Annotated in this window: 20 protein-coding genes; 7 read left to right on the top strand and 13 right to left on the bottom strand. The window is 66.9% G+C overall.

Features of this window, described 5'->3' with window-relative positions; translation table 11 throughout:
• Window positions 1-140: 140 nt before the first annotated feature.
• From H3H55_RS08590 to H3H55_RS08560, 7 genes are all read right to left on the bottom strand, one after another.
• Window positions 141-1,091: a sugar ABC transporter substrate-binding protein gene (locus H3H55_RS08590; protein ID WP_129514495.1), complete on the bottom strand. Its 951-nt coding sequence runs from the start codon at window positions 1,089-1,091 to the stop codon at window positions 141-143.
• 276 nt (window positions 1,092-1,367) lie between these two features.
• The gene (locus H3H55_RS08585; protein WP_193098301.1) at window positions 1,368-1,754 is read right to left on the bottom strand and encodes a DUF805 domain-containing protein; all 387 of its coding nucleotides are present in this window, start codon (window positions 1,752-1,754) and stop codon (window positions 1,368-1,370) included.
• Between the two features lie 569 nt (window positions 1,755-2,323).
• A complete protein-coding gene (locus tag H3H55_RS08580) occupies window positions 2,324-3,250 on the bottom strand; it encodes a CysB family HTH-type transcriptional regulator (protein ID WP_048243814.1) in 927 nt (308 codons plus the stop codon).
• A 75-nt stretch (window positions 3,251-3,325) separates the two neighbouring features.
• The gene (locus H3H55_RS08575; protein WP_193098300.1) at window positions 3,326-4,384 is read right to left on the bottom strand and encodes a sulfate/molybdate ABC transporter ATP-binding protein; all 1,059 of its coding nucleotides are present in this window, start codon (window positions 4,382-4,384) and stop codon (window positions 3,326-3,328) included.
• Window positions 4,385-4,397: 13 nt separating this feature from the next.
• Window positions 4,398-5,348 (bottom strand): sulfate ABC transporter permease subunit CysW, encoded by a 951-nt coding sequence (gene cysW / locus H3H55_RS08570; RefSeq protein ID WP_129514492.1) that lies wholly within the window; start codon window positions 5,346-5,348, stop codon window positions 4,398-4,400.
• On the bottom strand, window positions 5,345-6,238 hold the full coding sequence (gene cysT, locus H3H55_RS08565; RefSeq protein ID WP_193098299.1) for a sulfate ABC transporter permease subunit CysT: 894 nt from the start codon (window positions 6,236-6,238) through the stop codon (window positions 5,345-5,347). Before cysT ends, cysW begins: the two co-directional genes overlap by 4 nt.
• A gap of 120 nt (window positions 6,239-6,358) precedes the next feature.
• Window positions 6,359-7,396 (bottom strand): sulfate ABC transporter substrate-binding protein, encoded by a 1,038-nt coding sequence (locus H3H55_RS08560; protein WP_048243821.1) that lies wholly within the window; start codon window positions 7,394-7,396, stop codon window positions 6,359-6,361.
• A gap of 264 nt (window positions 7,397-7,660) precedes the next feature.
• On the opposite strand from H3H55_RS08560, the gene lexA reads away from it, so the two are divergent.
• Genes lexA through H3H55_RS08545 form a run of 3 tightly spaced genes read left to right on the top strand, consistent with a single transcriptional unit; the run spans window position 7,661 to window position 9,415 of the window.
• A complete protein-coding gene (gene lexA, locus H3H55_RS08555) occupies window positions 7,661-8,308 on the top strand; it encodes a transcriptional repressor LexA (protein ID WP_047900600.1) in 648 nt (215 codons plus the stop codon).
• Between the two features lie 25 nt (window positions 8,309-8,333).
• Window positions 8,334-8,669: a hypothetical protein gene (locus H3H55_RS08550; RefSeq protein ID WP_048243823.1), complete on the top strand. Its 336-nt coding sequence runs from the start codon at window positions 8,334-8,336 to the stop codon at window positions 8,667-8,669.
• Between the two features lie 29 nt (window positions 8,670-8,698).
• Window positions 8,699-9,415 carry a DUF2939 domain-containing protein gene (locus H3H55_RS08545; RefSeq protein WP_193098298.1) on the top strand — a complete coding sequence of 239 codons (717 nt, stop codon included), beginning with the start codon at window positions 8,699-8,701 and terminating at the stop codon, window positions 9,413-9,415.
• Between the two features lie 87 nt (window positions 9,416-9,502).
• Here H3H55_RS08545 and H3H55_RS08540 read toward each other — a convergent pair whose 3' ends face one another.
• Window positions 9,503-10,000 carry a universal stress protein gene (locus H3H55_RS08540; protein ID WP_129514489.1) on the bottom strand — a complete coding sequence of 166 codons (498 nt, stop codon included), beginning with the start codon at window positions 9,998-10,000 and terminating at the stop codon, window positions 9,503-9,505.
• Window positions 10,001-10,337: 337 nt separating this feature from the next.
• Between H3H55_RS08540 and nodI the strand changes: the two genes are divergently transcribed.
• The gene (gene nodI, locus H3H55_RS08535) at window positions 10,338-11,252 is read left to right on the top strand and encodes a nodulation factor ABC transporter ATP-binding protein NodI (RefSeq protein ID WP_240674405.1); all 915 of its coding nucleotides are present in this window, start codon (window positions 10,338-10,340) and stop codon (window positions 11,250-11,252) included.
• A 6-nt stretch (window positions 11,253-11,258) separates the two neighbouring features.
• Window positions 11,259-12,092, top strand: a complete 834-nt coding sequence (locus H3H55_RS08530) for an ABC transporter permease (protein ID WP_048243831.1) — start codon at window positions 11,259-11,261, stop codon at window positions 12,090-12,092.
• Between the two features lie 37 nt (window positions 12,093-12,129).
• Here the strand turns inward: H3H55_RS08530 and H3H55_RS08525 are convergent, their stop codons facing one another.
• The 4 genes from H3H55_RS08525 to H3H55_RS08510 form a co-directional block, all read right to left on the bottom strand.
• Window positions 12,130-12,552, bottom strand: a complete 423-nt coding sequence (locus tag H3H55_RS08525; RefSeq protein WP_048243832.1) for a hypothetical protein — start codon at window positions 12,550-12,552, stop codon at window positions 12,130-12,132.
• Window positions 12,553-12,653: 101 nt separating this feature from the next.
• Window positions 12,654-13,712 carry a permease gene (locus H3H55_RS08520; protein WP_048243834.1) on the bottom strand — a complete coding sequence of 353 codons (1,059 nt, stop codon included), beginning with the start codon at window positions 13,710-13,712 and terminating at the stop codon, window positions 12,654-12,656.
• On the bottom strand, window positions 13,709-14,836 hold the full coding sequence (gene mnmH, locus H3H55_RS08515) for a tRNA 2-selenouridine(34) synthase MnmH (RefSeq protein ID WP_193098297.1): 1,128 nt from the start codon (window positions 14,834-14,836) through the stop codon (window positions 13,709-13,711). Before mnmH ends, H3H55_RS08520 begins: the two co-directional genes overlap by 4 nt.
• Before the next feature lie 64 nt (window positions 14,837-14,900).
• Window positions 14,901-15,854, bottom strand: a complete 954-nt coding sequence (locus H3H55_RS08510; RefSeq protein ID WP_129514485.1) for a LysR family transcriptional regulator — start codon at window positions 15,852-15,854, stop codon at window positions 14,901-14,903.
• Window positions 15,855-16,019: 165 nt separating this feature from the next.
• Here H3H55_RS08510 and H3H55_RS08505 point away from each other — a divergent pair, with 165 nt between their 5' ends.
• Window positions 16,020-17,441, top strand: a complete 1,422-nt coding sequence (locus H3H55_RS08505) for a M20 family metallopeptidase (protein WP_193098296.1) — start codon at window positions 16,020-16,022, stop codon at window positions 17,439-17,441.
• A gap of 35 nt (window positions 17,442-17,476) precedes the next feature.
• Window positions 17,477-18,763, top strand: a complete 1,287-nt coding sequence (locus tag H3H55_RS08500) for an MFS transporter (protein WP_048243839.1) — start codon at window positions 17,477-17,479, stop codon at window positions 18,761-18,763.
• 77 nt (window positions 18,764-18,840) lie between these two features.
• On the opposite strand, the gene H3H55_RS08495 is transcribed toward H3H55_RS08500, so the two are convergent.
• Window positions 18,841-19,893, bottom strand: a complete 1,053-nt coding sequence (locus H3H55_RS08495) for an NADP(H)-dependent aldo-keto reductase (RefSeq protein ID WP_193098295.1) — start codon at window positions 19,891-19,893, stop codon at window positions 18,841-18,843.
• Between the last annotated feature and the right edge of the window lie 72 nt (window positions 19,894-19,965).

The following is a 19,965-nucleotide window of genomic DNA, read 5'->3' as shown; positions in this document are numbered from 1 at the left end:
TCCTGGTTGCGGCCGCTGGTACGCGGCGCGCGGGTGTGACGCTCACAAGTGCATGTGCATGCAGTGGCCGTGATCGCGCTCACCCCTGATAACGGCCGCCACGCCGGATTCTTGAGGGCGGCGGCCGCATCGGGGTTGCGTCACTTCGTCACGAGATCCACCGGCGTCTCGACCACGCCCGACATGTCGGCCTGCTTGCGATGCTCGGCAATCGCCTTGAGTGCCGTGTCGATGCCGAACACGGCCTGCTTCGCCGCGTATTGATCGGCGGTCGCGACCACGCGGCCGTCCTTCAGCATCGGCTTGATCGCGTTGATGTTGTCGTAGCCGACCACGAGCACCTTGCCCTGCTTGCCGGCCGCGCGCACGGCCGACACGGCGCCGATCGCCATGTTGTCGTTGCCGCACAGCAGCGCCTTCAGGTTCGGGTATTCGTTGAGCATCGCGGATGCGACCGCATTGCCCTTGTCGATCTCCCATTCGCCGGACTGCACCGACACGACCTTCATCCCGCCCGCCTTCATCGCGTCCTGGAAGCCGGCCGTGCGCTGCTGCGCATTGGTCGTCGTCGACACGCCTTCGACGATGCCGACCTGGTCGCCCGCCTTCAGCCGCTTCGCGAGGTAGTCGCCGATCTTGCGCGCGCCCTTGCGGTTGTCCGGGCCGACGAACGGCACGTTCAGGTTCTTCGACTTCAGCACGTCGGGATCGAGCCGGTTGTCGATGTTCACGACGATGATGCCCGCATCGACCGCCTTCTTCACGACCGGCACGAGTGCCTTCGAATCGGCCGGCGCGAGCACGATCGCGTCGACCTTCGACACGATCATCTGTTCGACGATGCGGATCTGGTTCGCGGTGTCGGTCTCGTCCTTGATGCCGTTGGTGATCAGGTCGAACTGGCTGGCATTGTGTTTCTGGTATTCCTTCGCGCCGGTTTCCATCGTCAGGAAGAACTCGTTGGCGAGCGACTTCATCACGAGCGCGACCTTCGGCTTGGCCGCCGATTGCGCGTGGACGGCCGGTGCGGCAGCGACCGCGACGGCGGCGAGCGCGGCGGTCAGGAAGCGACGGCGAAACAGGACATTCATACACATCTCCTGGCGACTGGCCCAATGGGCCGGACTGTTGTTTTAATGTGAGCAAACGTTTGCGCCACACTACCCGAGCAATGGCCATCGATGCTGCTGTCGGTACCACGAAATGGAAGCGAGGCAGACGGCCGACTGCCTGGCGCGTGCTGTCGTTGACGCGCCGCCGCCAGCGGGACCGCCGGCGGAGTGAGGGCTATGCTGTACCGATTCGCTTCGACGCGCAACCTGTCTGATCAATAATTAAGGGTTTATTCGGAGCGCGCGCGTCGCGCATCACGCCGGGTCCTGCGGTGCGGGTTCGTCTTCATCGGACGACGGCGGCTCGCCGAAGCGGTTCGCATGGGGCGTGCCGGCGATGAAGCCGTTCATCACGAACAGCGCGATCGCGCCGACGATCGGCACGAAAATCAGCAGCATCCACCATCCCGACTTGTCGATGTCGTGCAGCCGCTTCACACCGACGGCAAGCGACGACCACACCGCGACGACCGCGATCGCGACCAGCACAAGCATCGCCAGCAGCGGCAAATCGTCATCCGGCGAACCGCGGGAACCCGCATCGAAAACCGCGCTGATCAACGCGGAAACCAGCGCGTAGATCCACCACGGCATGCGGCCGATCCGGCCTTCGAAGGAAAAGAGAAACCATTTGAGATTCATTGTTTAGCGCTTCTCCGTGCGTGTTGCGCGCTGCGCGCTGCGTGTTGCGTGTTGCGTGTTGCGTGTTGCGTGTTGCGTGTTGCGCGCTGCGTGATGTGCGTTCGAGTGGGTTGGAACCGGCAATCCGCGTGCGTTGTTCGCTGAACGACGATGGCTTGCAGGTTTTGCTTCTCGCACTTCGTCGCAGCGTTGTGCGTTGCGTTTTGCCGCGGGGGCCGGCCGGTCGGTCAGGATGACGGCCGTGAAGCGGCCTGAACGCCCGTCATCCGGCATTCAGGCGCATTGAATCATATCTTCCGAAGAGTAGCCCGCTCGACAAAGCCGAAACGAAGCGTTCGAATGTGCCGTCTTGTTTTTCTGCTGGCAGACGAACGCGTGTCGAGCGCCGTTCGCGGCGCATCGGACTGGAAACCGCGACTGCGGTCGATGATTCGATTATTCGACGAGTCGGTCAGCCATGACAGCGGCGGCGCATCCCCTGCTCCTGCCGCCGCCCGGTGCATGGCAACCGGTGCGCACGTCGCGCCGTCCGCGGGCAACTTTCCCGGACGGCGCGCGGCGCGCCACCGTCAGACGGCTTCGCGCAACATCCCCGCGATTTCCGCTTCGTTCAGGTGCGGCGCGAACATCTCGATCAGCCGGTATGCATACGCGCGCAGGAACGCGCCCTTGCGCAGCCCGACCCGCGTCGTGCTCGCCTCGAACAGGTGCTGCGTATCGAGTTCGACAAGCCCGGTATCGCGCTGCGGATCGTAGGCCATCGCCGCGACGACGCCGATCCCCATCCCGAGCTCGACGTAGGTCTTGATCACGTCCGCGTCGATCGCGGTCAGCACGACGTCGGGCACGGCACCCGCCTGCGTGAACGCCTGGTCGATGTGCGAGCGGCCCGTGAAGTCCTGGTCGTACGTGATGATCGGGTATTCGGCGATTTCCTCGAGCGTCAGGTTCTCGCGGCCGACGAGCGGATGGCCCTTCGGCACGACGACCGTGTGGTGCCACGAATAGCACGGGAACGTGACGATGTCCGGATAGCGGTCGAGCGCCTCGGTCGAGATGCCGAGATCGGCCTCGCCGTTCAGGATCATCTGCGCGATCTGCTGCGGGCTGCCCTGACGCAGCGCGAGATGCACCTTCGGGAACACGTCGGTGAACTGCCGGATCACCTTCGGCAGCGCGTAGCGCGCCTGCGTGTGCGTCGTCGCGACGACGAGGTGGCCGCTGTCCTGGTCGGCGAACTGGCGTGCGACGCGCCGCAGGTTCTCGGCGTCGAGCAGCATCCGCTCGATCAGCTGGTGCACGGCCTTGCCGGGCTCCGTGAGCCCCGTCAGCCGCTTGCCGCGCCGGATGAAGATGTCGACGCCCAGTTCATCCTCGAGATCCTTGATCTGCTTCGACACGCCCGACTGCGACGTGTACAGCACGTTCGCGACTTCCGTCAGGTTCATGTTCTGGCGCACCGCTTCGCGCACGAACCGCAATTGCTGAAAATTCATGGGTATGCCTCTTAGGCTGTCGTTGTTTGATTGTCGAATCGGAGCGGTTTCCGCCCTCTGCCCAGCATTCTCTCGTCAACGCGCGGGAAACACACGCACCGCGCGCGGCACGGCCATCGCACCGTCGCCGACCTGCAGCGAAAGCGCACGCCACGTGTCGCGATCGAGTTCCGCCTCGAGCGCGCCGCCCGCGCGCGCCTCGAGCTCCACGCGCACCGAACCGCCGAGCGGGATCACGCGGCGCACGTCCACCGCGATGCCGTCCCGATGCCCTTCGCCCGTCGGCCAAAGCTGCAGGTCGTGCGGCCTCACGTACGCGTTCGCGGGGCCCGCGAAATCGGCATCGACCTCGATCGGCGCGGCCGCGCCCTCGGCGACGAAGCCGCGCCCGGCGACCGTGCCCGGCAGCCGGTTGGCAGCGCCGAGGAACTCGTACACGAACGCGCTCTGCGGATGATCGTAGACGTCCTGCGGGCTACCGACCTGCTCGACGTGGCCGCGATTCAGCACGACGATGCGGTCCGCGACTTCCAGCGCCTCCTCCTGGTCGTGCGTGACGAAGATCGTCGAGATGTGCAGGTCGTCGTGCAGACGACGCAGCCAGCCGCGCAGTTCCTTGCGGACCTTCGCGTCGAGCGCGCCAAACGGTTCGTCGAGCAGCAGCACCTTCGGCTCGACCGCGAGCGCGCGGGCGAGCGCGATGCGCTGGCGCTGGCCACCCGACAGCTCGGACGGATAGCGCTGCGCGAGCCAGTCGAGCTGCACGAGCTTCAGCAGGTCGTGCACCTTGTCGCGAATCGCGGCTTCCGACGGCCGCTCGCGGCGCGGCTTCACGCGCAGCCCGAACGCGACGTTCTCGAATACCGTCATGTGGCGGAACAGCGCGTAATGCTGGAACACGAAACCGACCTGACGGTCGCGCGCGCCGACCGATGCGACGTCGAGCCCCTGCAGCACGACCTGGCCGGCGTCCGCGTGCTCGAGGCCCGCGATCACGCGCAACAGCGTGGTCTTGCCGCAGCCGGACGGCCCGAGCAGCGCGACCAGTTCGCCGGGCGGGAAGTCGAGCGAGACGTTGTCGAGCGCCGTGAAATCGCCGAAGCGCTTCTGAAGGTTACGGACGGTGATACCCATTCTGGTTGCCTCTTTACGATTTCGACGAAACGGCGGCGACGGGGCCGGCATGTGCGGGAACGGCGTCGCGCGCGCCGGCCAGTTCGGCGGCGAGATGACGCTCGGCGAGCAGCTTCAGCGCGAGCGTGACGAGCGCGAGCAGCGCCAGCACCGACGCCACCGCGAACGCCGCCGCGAAGTTGTATTCGTTGTACAGGATCTCGACGTGCAGCGGCATCGTGTCGGTCACGCCGCGGATATGGCCCGACACGACCGACACCGCGCCGAACTCGCCCATCGCGCGCGCATTGCACAGGATCACGCCGTACAGCAGGCCCCACCGCACGTTCGGCAGCGTCACGCGCCGGAAGATCTGCCAGCCCGACGCGCCGAGCACGCGCGCGGCCTCCTCCTCGTCGGTGCCCTGCGCCTGCATCAGCGGAATCAACTCGCGCGCGACGAACGGGAACGTGACGAAGATCGTCGCGAGCACGATGCCCGGTACCGCGAAGATGATCTGCACGTCGTGGTCCTGCAGCCACGGCCCGATCCAGCCCTGCGCGCCGAACAGCAGCACGTAGACCAGGCCCGAGATCACCGGCGACACGGAGAACGGCAGGTCGATCAGCGTCGTCAGCAACGCCTTGCCGCGGAATTCGAACTTCGCGATCGCCCACGATGCGCACACGCCGAACACAAGGTTCAGCGGCACGGCGATCGCGGCGACGGTCAGCGTCAGCTTGATCGCCGCCCATGCGTCGGGATCGGCCAGCGATTCGAGGTAGAAGCCGACGCCCTTTCTCAGCGCCTCGACGAACACCGCGGCGAGCGGCACGACGAGGAAGAACGCGAGGAACGTCAGCGCGATGCCCGTGAGCAGCCAGCGCACGACACGCGACTCGCTGACGGGGTCGAGCCGTTTCGCGGCGCGGCCGCGCGCGGCCGACGACGGGGTTTTCAGCACGACGGTGGCCTCCTGGTTCATTGCTGGCCTCCTGCCGCGGTTGCGACGACGGTCGCGGGTGCGGGGCCGCTCGCGCCCTTGCTCGTGCGGCGCTGCAAATACCATTGCAGCGTGTTGATCAGCAGCAGCATCAGGAACGACACGACCAGCATCACGACCGCGAGCGCGGTCGCGCCCGCGTAGTCGTACTGCTCGAGCTTCGTGATGATGAGCAGCGACGTGATCTCGGATTTCATCGGCACGTTGCCGGCGATGAAGATCACCGAGCCGTATTCGCCGAGCGCACGCGCGAACGCCAGCGCGAAACCGGTGAGCAGCGCCGGCAGCACGGCCGGCAGCACGACGCGGCGGAACGTCAGCCAGCGCGACGCGCCGAGGCACGCGGCGGCCTCTTCCTGCTCGCGCTCGAAATCCTCGAGTACCGGCTGCACGGTGCGCACGACGAACGGCAGCCCGATGAAGGTCAGCGCGACCAGCACGCCGGCCGGCGTGAACGCGATCTTGATGCCGAGCGGCGCGAGATACTGGCCGACCCAGCCGTTGGTCGCATAGACGGCCGCGAGCGAGATGCCGGCGACCGAGGTCGGCAGCGCGAACGGCAGGTCGACGATCGCATCGACGATCCGCTTGAACGGGAACGTGTAGCGCACCAGCACCCACGCAACGAGGAAGCCGAACACGGCGTTGATCAGCGCGCCGCCGAGCGCGGCCGAGAACGTCAGCCGGTACGACGCGAGCACGCGCGGCGACGTGACGGCGGTGACGAACTGGTCCCACGACAACGTCGCGGTCTTCAGGAACGTGGCGGCGAGCGGAATCAGCACCACGAGGCTCAAATAGGCCACCGTGATGCCTAGCGTCACGCCGAAACCGGGCAGCGCGCTCGGCTTGCGAAAGGTGTACGTCGTCATCGGATGCTCTTGCTGGGTCGTTGCTGCTCATGGGTCCGACGCAAACGCCGGCGCATGAATCGCGCCGGCGGCCCGTCGGGGATGCGGCGCACTGCGTGGCGCACCGCTGTGGTTATGGCATTACTGCGGCTTGTAGATCGAATCGAACACGCCGCCGTCCGCGAAATGCGTCTTCTGCGCATTCGTCCAGCCGCCGAACGTGTCGTCGACCGTGTACAGCTTCAGCTTCGGGAACTGCTTCGTCAGTTCGGCCGGCACGTTCTTCGAACGCGGCCGGTAGTAGTTGCGCGCCGCGATCTCCTGGCCCTGCGGGCTGTACAGGAAATTCAGGTACGCGTCGGCCAGCTTGCGCGTGCCCTTCTTGTCGACCACCTTGTCGACCACCGCGACGGGCGGCTCGGCCAGGATGCTCACCGACGGCACGACGATCTCGAACTTGTCGGTGCCGAATTCCTTGACCGACAGGAATGCCTCGTTTTCCCATGCGATCAGCACGTCGCCGATCCCGCGCTGCACGAAGCTCGTCGTCGCGCCTCGCGCGCCCGAATCGAGCACGCCCGCATTCTTGTAGAGCTTCGTGACGAATTCCTTCGCCGTCTGCTCATTGCCGCCCGGCTTGTGCAGCGCATATGCCCACGCGGCCAGGTAGTTCCAGCGCGCGCCGCCCGACGTCTTCGGGTTCGGCGTGACGATCGAGATGCCCGGCTTGGTCAGGTCGTCCCAGTCCTTGATCCCCTTCGGATTGCCCTTGCGCACGAGGAACACGATCGTCGACGTGTACGGCGAAGCGTTGTCGGGCAGGCGCTTCTGCCAGTCCTTGTTGACGAGCCCCTTGTTCGCGAGCGCGTCGATGTCGTAAGCGAGCGCCAGCGTGACCACGTCGGCCTGCAGGCCGTCGAGCACCGATCGAGCCTGCGCGCCCGAGCCGCCGTGCGACTGCTTGAAGTTGACGGTCTCGCCCGTCTTCGCCTTCCACTCCTTGCCGAACGCCTGGTTGAAGTCCTGATACAGCTCGCGCGTCGGGTCGTACGACACGTTCAGGAAGGTCGTATCGGCCTGCGCATGCGTCGCGACGCCCAGCGCCGCCGCCGCGCCCAGCGCGAGTGTTGCGATCAGGCGGCCCACCCCGCCCACCAGCCCCGTATTGCGCTTCGCCATCCTTGGTTCTCCAGTGTTGTCGGTATTGCGATGTCGGGCCAGTCTAGCGAACGGGTTACATGATTAAAAATAATCGTTCTTCATTTTTTAATACTCAAAAGTGCTAACGCAGACGGGATGGACGGTTGCGGCGGATAAACCGGCGTCCGGACGTCGTGGAATCGCGTCGGAACCGGCGCGATCGCGTCGAACCTCACGTAACACTTGAATTTCGCGAAGTACTGTATAAAAATACAGCTCACTGTCTATCCATACAGTTAAGCCATGACCAAACTCACCGCCCGTCAGCAGCAAGTGTTCGACTTGATCCGTCGCGCGATCGAACGCTCCGGATTCCCGCCCACCCGCGCCGAGATCGCGGCTGAACTGGGCTTCAGCTCGCCGAATGCGGCCGAGGAGCACCTGCGCGCACTGGCGCGCAAGGGCGTGATCGAGTTGGCCGCCGGCGCGTCGCGCGGCATCCGCCTGCTCGGCCTCGAAGATTCCCCGCACCAGTTCACGCTGCCGCATGCCGGCCTGATGCAGCTGTCGCTGCCGCTCGTCGGCCGCGTCGCGGCCGGTAGCCCGATCCTCGCGCAGGAGCACATCTCGCAGCATTACGCGTGCGATCCCGCGCTGTTCTCCAGCAAACCCGACTACCTGCTGAAGGTGCGCGGCCTGTCGATGCGCGACGCCGGCATTCTCGACGGCGACCTGCTCGCCGTGCAGAAGCGCACCGAAGCGAAGGACGGCCAGATCATCGTCGCGCGTCTCGGCGACGACGTCACGGTCAAGCGCCTGATGCGTCGGCCGGGCGGTCTCGAGCTGATCGCGGAGAACCCCGATTACGAAAACATCTTCGTCAAGGCCGGCAGCGCGGAATTCGCGCTGGAAGGCATCGCCGTCGGGCTGATCCGATCCGGCGAACTCTGACATTCCGTCTCGTTAGGAGAACATCATGGAACGCCTTGCCCGCCTGCTGCCTTTCCGTCAATTCGGTCGCCTGCGTCATCTGCGCGGCCGCACGCCTTGCGCACCGCTGTCCGCGGCGGCGCCTGTGGAAGAAGAAGTCGCAGTCGAACGGCAGGCGTCGCTGCTGCCGTCAGCGCTTCCCGCCTTCGCGCGGGTATCGCTGAACGCCGGTCTGAATCACGCGGAACCCGCGCGCCGCGCGCCGGTGCGCGTCTATCACGGCCGTTCGCGCCTGATCATGGTCGGCACGATCGATGCCGTGTGCCGGATGATCGATCGCTGCATTGCAGAGGAACGATCGGCCACGCCAGGCGGTCTCTGATTGCGGAACATCCCCGCACCGGAGGCAACGTGACTGGATCTTCGGGCCGCGCATGGCGGCTCAAGCCCCTGCTGATCGCCGTGCTGGCCGTCGCCATCATTGCGGCGATCGGCTATGCATACGCGTCGCCGTACGTCGCGCTCGGCCGCCTGAAATCGGCGATCGATGCGCGCGATGCGCAGGCCATCAGTGAATATGTCGATTTTCCGTCGCTGCGCATCAGTCTGAAGCAGCAGGTCACGGAAGAGTTGATGCGCCGGATCGACGCGGTGAAGAAGAACAATCCGTTCGCGGTGATCGGTGCGCTGATCGGGTCCGCGCTGATCGGCCCGCTGGTCGATGCATACGCAACCCCGGAGGGCGTGGCCGCGCTGATGAGCGGCTTGCCGCCGCGCGGCAATCCGGGCGAGCGTCCGCCCGAATGGTCGAATCTGCCGCAAGGCAATGCACCGGGCAGCGCACCGGCCGCACCGCCGGCCAATCCGGCTCCGGCAAGCGCAGCCGTTCCGGGCAGCAACGCGGTCGCCACGGCCGCGTCATCGCCGGCACCGGCCCCTGCCGCACCCGCCAGCCCGGGCGATGCAACGCATCCGCCGCATCAGCAGCAAACCAGTGCCGGCTACCGGAATGTCGACGAATTCGTCGTGACCTATCAGCGAAGCGCCGACGGCACGCGCTATGCGGCGATATTCCACCGCTTCGGCCTGTTCTCGTGGAAGCTGTCCGCGATCGACCTGCATGCGTAGCCGGTCGCGGTCGACGCCCGCGCTGCTGATACCGCGCGGCGCCTGACCGGCGCAAATCGCCGGTCAGGCCGTCGTCAAGTCATCAGATCATTTGCCGCTCGCCGTAGCCGCTTCACGCTCGCGCGCGATTTCGGCCTTCTGCTCTTGCGCGGACGAGCACGCAACCAGAATGCTGCAGTTCACGCGGTCGAGCAGTTGCGTATTGCCCGACCCCATCCACCATCTCGACAGTCCGCTACGGCACCGGTGGCCAACGACGACGAGGTCAACCTTCAGTTCCGTCGCGAGATTCGCGATTTCGTCGATCGGATAGCCGAACGCGAAATGGCCTTCGGCCTGTACGCCGCGCTCGCGTAGCCAGTTCACGCCTTCCTGCAGGATTTCGCGCGCGGTTTCCTCGAATCGGCCACACGCGACGTCGGTCAGCAAACCCGCGCTTTGTGCAATGCTCGAACGCATGTCGACGACCGACAGCAAATGCGTCTCGGCCTTCAGGTCCATTGCGAGATTGGCACCGCAACGCAGTGCCTTGCGCCCTTCGAGCGAGCCGTCGTAACACAGCAAAATCTTGTTGTAGCTAGCCATGAAACCTCCCTATCGCGACAACGAGCCTACGCATTCATCATGGTGCGCCGCAATTCAGGACGCAAGGGATGGAAAACGCTGATTCGCCCCGCTCGGCGCGTGCGCGATGATGCAGTGCACGATCGGTGCGCGCATGCATCGCACCGTGCAGGCATGCCCTGAAGAGACGCAGTCGATGCACTAGAATGGCCCGTTCGTACTCCGGCGGGCCATCAGGCGTCGGCCTCGTGCGCTTCGGTCATGCCCATGTGACACGCATTCGCCCGATCCGTTCGCAAACCGGCCACGCAGCCGACAGCGGAACGCCTGTGCGCCCGCTCACAATGACAACATGCCCATGTCCGTCGCACCGATCGATTTACGGAACGTAGAGAAGCGCTATGGCGACAAGCTCGTCGTCAACGGTCTGTCCTTCAACGTGCAGGCCGGCGAATGCTACGGCCTGCTCGGGCCGAACGGCGCCGGCAAGACCACGACGCTGAAGATGCTGCTCGGCCTCGCGCATCCCGATGCCGGCACCATTTCGCTGTGCGGCGAACCGGTTCCATCCCGTGCACGGCATGCGCGCCAGCGCGTCGGTGTCGTCCCGCAGTTCGACAACCTCGACCCCGACTTCACCGTGCGCGAGAACCTGCTCGTGTTCAGCCGCTATTTCGGGATGTCCGCGCAGGCTGCCCGTGCGCTCGTGCGGCCGCTGCTCGAATTCGCGAAACTCGAGAACAAGGCCGATGCGAAAGTCGGCGAGCTGTCGGGCGGCATGAAGCGCCGCCTCACGCTCGCCCGCGCGCTCGTCAACGATCCCGACGTACTGGTGCTCGACGAGCCGACGACGGGCCTCGATCCGCAGGCGCGGCACCTGATGTGGGAGCGGCTGCGCTCGCTGCTCGCGCGCGGCAAGACGATCCTGATCACCACGCATTTCATGGAAGAAGCCGAACGTCTGTGCGACCGCCTGTGCGTGATCGAGGAAGGCCGCAAGATCGCCGAAGGCGCGCCGCACGCGCTGATCGAATCGGAGATCGGCTGCGACGTGATCGAGATCTACGGGCCCGATCCGGCCATCCTGCGCGACGAGCTGTCGGCGTTCGCGAAGCGCACCGAGATCAGCGGCGAGACGCTGTTCTGCTACGTGAGCGACCCCGAGCCGCTCAGCGCGCGGCTCAAGGGTCGCCCGGGGTTGCGCTATCTGCATCGCCCGGCCAATCTGGAAGATGTGTTCCTGCGGCTCACGGGCCGCGAAATGCAGGACTGAGCGACCATGGACGTCCGCAACTATTCCGCAGCCGCACCGTCGGCACCGCCGCGCGAGTCGCGCTTCGCGATCGCGATGCCCGCGAACGCAACCAACTGGGTTGCCGTCTGGCGGCGCAACTATCTCGTCTGGCGCAAGCTCGCGCTCGCGTCGATGTTCGGCAATCTTGCCGATCCGATGATCTATCTGTTCGGGCTCGGTTTCGGGCTCGGCCTGATGCTCGGCCATGTCGACGGCGTGTCGTATATCGCGTTCCTCGCGGCCGGCACGGTCGGGTCGAGCGTGATGATGTCCGCGAGCTTCGAGTCGATGTATTCGGGCTTTTCGCGGATGCACGTGCAGCGCACCTGGGAAGCGATCATGCATACGCCGCTCGCGCTCGGCGACATCGTGCTCGGCGAGATCGTCTGGGGTGCCAGCAAGGCGATGCTGTCGGGTGTCGCGATCATGCTCGTCGCGGGTGCGCTCGGTTATGCGCGGTTTCCGTCGATGCTCGCGGCGCTGCCCGTGATCGCGCTCGCGGGCCTCGCGTTTGCGAGCATCGCGATGATCGTCACGGCGCTCGCGCCGTCCTACGATTTCTTCATGTTCTATCAGACGCTCGTGCTGACGCCGATGCTGCTGCTGTCCGGTGTGTTCTTCCCGATCACGCAGTTGCCGCCGATCGCGCAGCATGCGGCGCATGCGCTGCCGCTCGCGAACGCGGTCGAGCTGATCCGGCCCGCGATGCTCGGCCGCCCGGCGACGGACGTCGCGTTGCATATCGCGGTGCTCGCCGGCTACGCGGTCGGCGGATTCCTGCTGTCCGCGTGGCTGTTCCGGCGGCGGATGATGCGCTGACAGCCGGCGCGCGTTGCGCCGGCTTCACGCGACGACGTCACTCGTCGTCGTCGCTCCACGGGATCTCGACGTCGGTCAGGAACGCGACGGTCGCGAGCGGGCCGCCTTCCTGGCGGCCGAGCTTGCCGTCCGCGCGATGCCATTCGACGCGGAATTGCGTACCCGGATCGTCGGCAACCAGATAGACCGTGCGCAGTTCGTCCGCGTCGGCTTCGTCCACCGGGCCGTCGAACGACACCAGCATCTTCTGCGGCCACAGGCCGTTGACGGGATCGTAAATGCGGTCGCCCTGCGGAATGTCGATGCTGGCTTCGACGCCGATCGTTGAAGAGGCTTCGATGATCATCGTGCCGAGCGCGTTCAGCACGGCAGTTGCCCGCGCGGAATTGGCCTGGCGGATCGCGAGATCGCCGCGCGTCAGCGCCTTTTCGAGTCGAGGATGGATCTTCGGTTGGGTCATGCGTTTTCCTGTTTGCTTCTTGTAAAGGGCGCCGCACGCGTGAAGCGGCGGCGCCGGATAAATACGACGTTCGCGCCCGATCGGCGCATCGCTTGCGCGCGTCAGAACCCGAACGCGACCGCGAGCAGTCCGCTCGCGATCCCGAACACGACGACGAGGACCGCGACGATCGCCAGCATGTAAGGCTTGAACGAACGCGCGAGCATCGCGAGCGACGGCACGCTGATCGGCGGCAGCGTCATCAGCAGCGCGGCGGCCGGGCCGACGCCCATGCCGAGCGACAGCATCGCCTGGATGATCGGTACCTCGCCGGCCGTCGGAATCACGAACAACATGCCCGCGACCGCGAACGCGACGATCCAGCCGAGATGATTGCCGATGTCCGGGCCGATATGCGGGAACAGCCATGCGCGCGCGGCGCCGAGCAGCAGCACGAGCACGATGTATTCGGGCACGAGGCGCACGGCCATGCGGGCAAGCAGCTTCACCCAGCGGACGAACGGATTGCCGGCCGCGGCCTGCTCGGCCGCCAGCGCGGCGAGCTGTGCATCGTCGATGCTGCGGTCTTCAGGACGCGCAATGCGGTTCAGCAGATAGCCGATCCCGAACACCATCGCGATGCCGAGCACGAGGCGCAGCGCGCTCCAGTGCCAGCCGAGCACGAAGCCCATGAACACCAGCGCCGCCGGGTTCAATACCGTGTTGCCGAGCCAGAACGCGACCGCACCGCCCGGCGATGCATGGCGCGCACGCAGGCCCGCGACGACCGGCGCCGCGCAGCACGTGCACATCATCCCGGGCAGCGACAGCAGGCCGCCCGCGGCGACGCTGCCGAAGCCCGTGCGGCCAAGCACGCGCGCAACCCAGTGTGCGGGCAGCAGCGCCTGAACGGCCGAACCGAGCAGCAGGCCGAGCACCATTGCCTGCCAGATCGCCTTGCCGTACGCCCATGCGTAGTCGAGCGCGGCCTTCAGCGACGGCTCGGGCGCGACCGCCGACGTGCCCATCAGGATCGACTGGCCGATCGAATGATGCTCGGCGGCCACGAACGCCTTGTTGTAGTACGGGAACCATTTCACATAGAACAGCCCTGCGACCGCGATCAGCAGGAAGGTCATCCAGCCGAGGGCCGGATTGGGTTGGGTGCGTGTGGTCGTCATCGTGTGGTCGTCGATTTGTCTTTGTCGGTAACGGATTCCGCGCCTGCCGCCAGCGCGGCCGACGCGGGCAGCCCGGCCAGCGCGAGCTGGGCCAGCAGCGAATGCGCCTGATCGCGCACGTCGGCCGCGTTGGGCCGGAAAGCGAACGTCAGCGCCCGGTTCGGCTTGTTGTACGTTGCGCGGTACGTGCGTGCGTACGCGGGATCGTAATGCTTGTCGATCAGCGTCGTGAACAGTTCGGCCCGCGCGTTCGCATCGATCAGCGCATTCCAGTGCGCCACCTCTTCGCGGCTGTGCAGGCCGATCAGCCGATGGAGTTGCGCCTTGAACGCGACCGGTGCGTCGAACAGGTGGGCGTAGTCGTCGAGCAGGAATGCGATGCGCTCGTCATGTGCCGCTTCGACCTGCACCCACGGCCCCGCGTGAAACGCGTCGATCAACGCGATCGGCAACTGCACGAGCCCGATCTTGCGGCTTTCCGATTCGACGAACACCGGCCATTCGGGGTCGAAACGCCCAAGCGTTTCGACGAGCCCCGAATCGAACCCCTTTTGCGACGGCTGCGGCGTGCCCGGCAGCGCGCCGAGCAGCGAGCCGCGATGACACGCGAGCGCCTCGAGATCGAGCGTCTGTGCACCCACGTCGCGCAGCGCGTTCAGCAGGCGCGTCTTGCCGCAGCCCGTATGGCCGACGAGCGCGATGTAGCGAAAGCGCGTCGGCAGCGTGTCGAGCGTCGCGCACACCGAGCGGCGATAGGCCTTGTATCCGCCGTCGAGCTGGCGTGCCTGCCAGCCGATCAGGTTGAACCAGGTCGTCATCGAGCCGGAGCGCTTGCCGCCGCGCCAGCAATAGATCAGCGGCCGCCAGTTGCGCGGACGGTCGGCGAACGTCGTGTCGAGATGGCGTGCGATGTTGCGCGCCACGATCGCCGCGCCGACGCGCGTCGCCTCGTAGGGCGACACCTGGCGGTACATCGTGCCGACGAGCACGCGCTCTTCGTTGCTGAGCACGGGCGCGTTCAGTGCGCCGGGAATATGGTCCTCGGCGAACTCGAGCGGCGTGCGCACGTCGATGATCTCGTCGAACTCGCCGGCGCGATCGAGGGTAACAATCAGGTTCTTCAATTTGGCGTCGAACAGGGGCGATGCGGCTCGATGAGCCGCATGGGCGCGGAAGGCGGATTGACGATTATCTCACGGGCCGGCGTCTCGGGCCGCGCGCGGCGGCCGGCGGCGGCGATGCGGCCTGCATCGCGTCGATCAGATGGTCGCGAAACGCCCGTACCGACGCGGGCAGATCGCGCCCCGCCATCGTCTGCACCTGGATGCTGCGCTCGCGCAGCTGCGGGTTCGTCACGGGCACGACGACGAAGCCGTCCGCGTCGCAGCGGTCGCGCACCGACAGCAGCCCCGTGAACATCACGGCTCCGGTGCGCCGCGCGTAGCCGTACATCGCCGCCGTGTTGTTGCTCGTCAGTTCGGGCTCGAGCAATAGCCCGTCGAGCGCGCACGCGATGTCGATCAGCTGGCGCACCGTCGTGCCGGCCTCGGGCAGCACGTGCGGGTGACGTGCGACATCGGCGAGCGATACCGCGTCGCGCGTCGCGAGCGGATGGTCGTGCCGCACCAGCGCGAAGATCGGTGCGCGTTCGGTGTGCTCGACGCGCACGCCCTTTTCCGGCGCGAGGCTGAAGGTCAGTGCAACGTCCGCGTCGCCGTCGCGCACGCGCCGCGTTGCGTCCGCCGGCGACACGACCCACACGGTGAAATCGACGCCCGGGTGGCGTGCCTTGAAGCTCGCGAGCGCGCCGGGCAGGAAATCGATCGCGAACCCTTCCGAGCACGCGATCTTCAGCAGGCTGCCGTGCAGCGCATCGAGCCCGCCGATGTCCTTCATCACGTGCTCGGCCTCCAGCAGGCTGCGCTGCGCGAACGCCAGCAGCCGCTCGCCGGCTTCCGACAGCGCCATCCCGCGCGGCCGGCGCTCGAACAACGGCGCGCCGAGCTCGCTCTCGAGCTTCGCGATCTGGCGGCTGATCGCCGACACGGCCACATGCAGCCGCGCGGATGCGTCGCTGATCGAGCCGGTGCGCGCCACTTCGACGAAATACCGCAACGCGAGGCCATGCAGGAAAGCCGCCATCGTTCTGTCTCCGTGCCGCTGCCGGCTGCGCTGCTTTGCCTTTTCGGCAAAGAAAGGTTCGAAATTCGATCATTGTGACAAAAAAAACGGCTTTCTAGAATCGATCGCACTTCACGCTGCGCACGTGATCCGCATGCGCCGCGAACCCGACCGAGGAGACCCGACTTGAGCCGTACCGCCGCCATCCAGCACGCGCTGAACCAGTTCGAATCCGGTGCGTTCTTCACGACCCTGAGCCGCCGCGTCGGCCTGCGCACCGAAAGCCAGGAAAGCGGCTGCGGTGCCGCGCTGCGCGCGTACCTGACCGACGAGATCGCCCCCGAGGCCGCGCGCCTCGGTTTCAGTTCGCGGATCGTCGACAACCCCGTCGACGGCGGCGGCCCGTTCCTGCTCGCGTCGCGCCACGAAGACGATGCGCTGCCGACCGTGCTGATCTACGGCCACGGCGACGTGGTGCGCGGCTACGACGCGCAGTGGCGCGCGCCGCTGTCGCCGTGGACGCTGACGGCCGACGGCGACCGCTGGTACGGCCGCGGCAGCGCCGACAACAAGGGCCAGCACACGATCAACCTGGCCGCGCTGGCGAGCGTGCTCGACGCGCGCGGCGGCCGGCTCGGCTTCAACGCGAAGCTGCTGATCGAAATGGGTGAGGAAACCGGGTCGCCCGGCCTCGACGCGCTGTGCCGCCAGGAGCGCGACGCGCTCGCGGCCGACGTACTGATCGCGTCCGACGGCCCGCGCATCGCCGCCGCGCGCCCGACCGTGTTTCTCGGCTCGCGCGGCTCGGTCAACTTCAAGCTGAGCCTGCGCGCCCGCGACGGCGCGCACCACTCGGGCAACTGGGGCGGCCTGTTGCGCAATCCGGCGATCGTGCTCGCGCATGCGCTCGCGAGCCTCGTCGATGCGCGCGGCGCGATTCGCGTCGCGGGGCTGCGCCCGCCGCCGATCCCGGCCGCCGTGCGCGACGCGCTCGCCGACCTGTCCGTCGGCGGCGGCCCCGGCGATCCGGCGCTCGATGCCGGCTGGGGCGAGCCCGGCCTGTCCGCCGCCGAGCGCGTGTTCGGCTGGAATACGTTCGAGATCCTCGCGTTCAAGGCCGGCAACCCCGAGCACCCCGTCAATGCGATCCCGCCCGTCGCGTATGCGCATTGCCAGTTGCGCTTCGTCGTCGGCACCGACTGGAAAGCGCTGCAAGCGCACCTGCGCACGCACCTCGATGCGCACGGCTTCGGCGACATCGAGATCGACGTCGAACGCGGCGCGCCGGCGACGCGCGTGCCGCCGGACGATCCGTGGGTCCGCTGGGCCGTCGCGTCGCTGGCGCGCACCACCGGCAAGAAGCCCGCGATCCTGCCGAATCTCGGCGGCACGCTGCCGAACGAAGTGTTCGCCGACACGCTCGGGCTGCCGACGCTGTGGGTGCCGCACTCGTACCCGGCGTGCTCGCAGCACGCGCCCGACGAGCACCTGCTCGCGAGCGTCGTCAGCGAGGGGCTGCAGATGATGGCCGGCCTCTTCTGGGATCTCGGCGACGACGCGCCGCTCGTTCGCCGCGCGGCGCCCGCCGCGGCCGGCGCCGCCCTGTAACGCGCTTCGCCCCTTTCACGGGACCTGCACACACGATGAATACGACCACCCTGACCTCGCAGGAAGCCGCCCGCCCCAGCGCCGCGAAGATCCGGCGCATCATCTTCGCGGCGTCGATCGGCAACGCGCTCGAATGGTTCGACCTGATCGTCTACGGCTTCTTCGCGGTGACGATCGCCAAGCTGTTCTTCCCCGCGACGAGCGAAGCAACGTCGCTGATGCTGACGCTCGGTACGTTCGGGCTGTCCTACCTGATCCGGCCGATCGGCGGCTTCGTGCTCGGCGCGTACGCGGATCGCGCGGGCCGCAAGGCATCGCTGCTGCTGTCGATCGCGATGATGATGGCCGGCACGCTGCTGATCGCGCTGATGCCGACCTATGCATCGATCGGTATTCTCGCGCCGCTCGGGATCATGCTGTCGCGGCTGATGCAGGGCTTTTCCGCGGGCGGCGAATTCGCGAGCTCGACCGCGTTCCTCGTCGAGCACGCGCCGCAGCGGCGCGGCTTCATGTCGAGCTGGCAGTTCGCGAGCCAGGGCCTCGCGACGCTGCTCGCCTCCGGCTTCGGCGCACTGCTGACGACCACGCTGACACCCGCGCAACTCGAAAGCTGGGGCTGGCGCGTGCCGTTCCTGTTCGGTCTCGCGATCGGGCCGATCGGGCTGTATATCCGCCGCTACGTCGACGAAGGCGTCGAGTTCAAGACGCAGGCGCGCTCCGAAGCGCCCGTGCGCGAGCTGTTCGCGGATCAGAAATTGCGGTTGCTGCTGTCGATCGGCGCGCTCGTGATCTCGACCGCGATCAACTACATGGTGCTGTACATGCCGACCTATGCGATCAAGCAGCTCGGGCTGCCCGCGTCGACCGGCTTCGCGGCGACGCTCGCGACCGGCTTCGTGCTGACGCTCGTCACGCCGGTCGTCGGCCACCTGTCCGATCGCACCGGGCGGATCCGCATGATGGTGGTCGCGGCCGTCCTGATGCTCGTCTCCGTGTGGCCGACGTTCGCATGGCTCACGCGCCACGCGTCGTTCGCGACGATGCTCGCCGCACTGATCTGGATCGGCATGCTGAAGGCGATGTACTGCGGCGCGCTGCCGGCGCTGATGGCCGAACTGTTCCCGCCGCAGACGCGCGCGACGGGGCTCGCGGTCAGCTACAACACGGGCGTCACGCTGTTCGGGGGCTTCGCGCCGTTCGTCATCACCTGGCTGATCAGCACGACCGGCAACCGGCTGTCGCCGGCGCTCTATCTGATGGGCTGCGCGCTGCTGAGCCTCGCCGCGCTGTTTGTCGCGCGCACGCGGCTCAAGATGCGGTAACGAAGCCAGCGGCGGCGCCACGATGCGCCGCCGAAGCGGCCCGTCGCGGCATCGTTGCCGCGCGGGCCGCGTGCCGTTTACGGCGCCGGGTTCGGCTGCAGTTCGTGCAGCGCGTCGATCTCGGCCAGGATCTCGTCGGACAGCGTCACGTCGATGCTGCCGATGTTCTCCTTCAACTGCGCGAGCGACGTCGCACCGACCAGGTTGCTGCGCACGAACGGCCGGCTGTTGACGAACGCGAGCGCGAGCTGCGCGGGCGACAGCCCGTGACGCTGCGCGAGCGCGACGTAACGCGACGTCGCCTCGACGGCCTGCGGCTTGCTGTAGCGCTGGAAGCGCTCGAACAGCGTGATGCGCGCGCCGGCCGGACGCGCGCCGTTCTCGTACTTGCCGGACAGCCAGCCGAACGCGAGCGGCGAATACGCGAGCAGGCCGACGCCGTCGCGATGCGTGAATTCCGACAGCCCGTTCTCGAACGTGCGGTTCAGCAGGCTGTACGGATTCTGGATGCTCGCGATGCGCGGCAGCCCGAGCTTCTCGGCCGCGCGCAGGAACTGCGCGACGCCCCACGGCGTTTCATTCGACACGCCGATCGCGCGCACCTTGCCGGCCTTCACGAATTCCGCGAGCACGCCGAGCGTTTCCTCGATCGGCACCGTATAGACGTCGTCGACCCACGGATAGGCCGGGCGGCCGAACGTCGTCGTGCTGCGGTCGGGCCAGTGCAACTGGTAGAGATCGACGTAGTCGGTCTGCAGGCGCTTGAGGCTGCCGTCGAGCGCCTCGGTCAGGTTCTTGCGGTCGAACTGGTTGCCCTCGCCGCGGATATGGCGCGGATTGTGCGGCTGCCGCGCCGGCCCCGCGATCTTCGTCGCGAGCACGATGCGGTCGCGCTGCGCGCGATGCTGCGCGAGCCACGTACCGATGTACTGCTCGGTGCGCCCCTGCGTGTCGGGCTTCGGCGGCACCGGATACATCTCCGCGGCATCGATCAGCGTCACGCCCTGCCCGAGCGCGTAGTCGATCTGCTCGTGCGCGTCACGCTCCGAATTCTGCTCGCCCCACGTCATCGTGCCCAGACCGATCAGGCTGACCTCGATGCCCGAATCGCCGAGTGTGCGGTATTCCATGCTGTTCCTGTCGCGTCGGTGGAAAGCAGAAACGCTATCACATTGAAGCGGCCGCTTCAGACTTGCGCCGCG

This window comes from Burkholderia sp. Z1 (genome assembly GCF_014893795.1).
In the GTDB taxonomy this organism is placed as follows: domain Bacteria; phylum Pseudomonadota; class Gammaproteobacteria; order Burkholderiales; family Burkholderiaceae; genus Burkholderia; species Burkholderia theae.
This window is presented reverse-complemented; position numbering and strand designations above follow the sequence as displayed.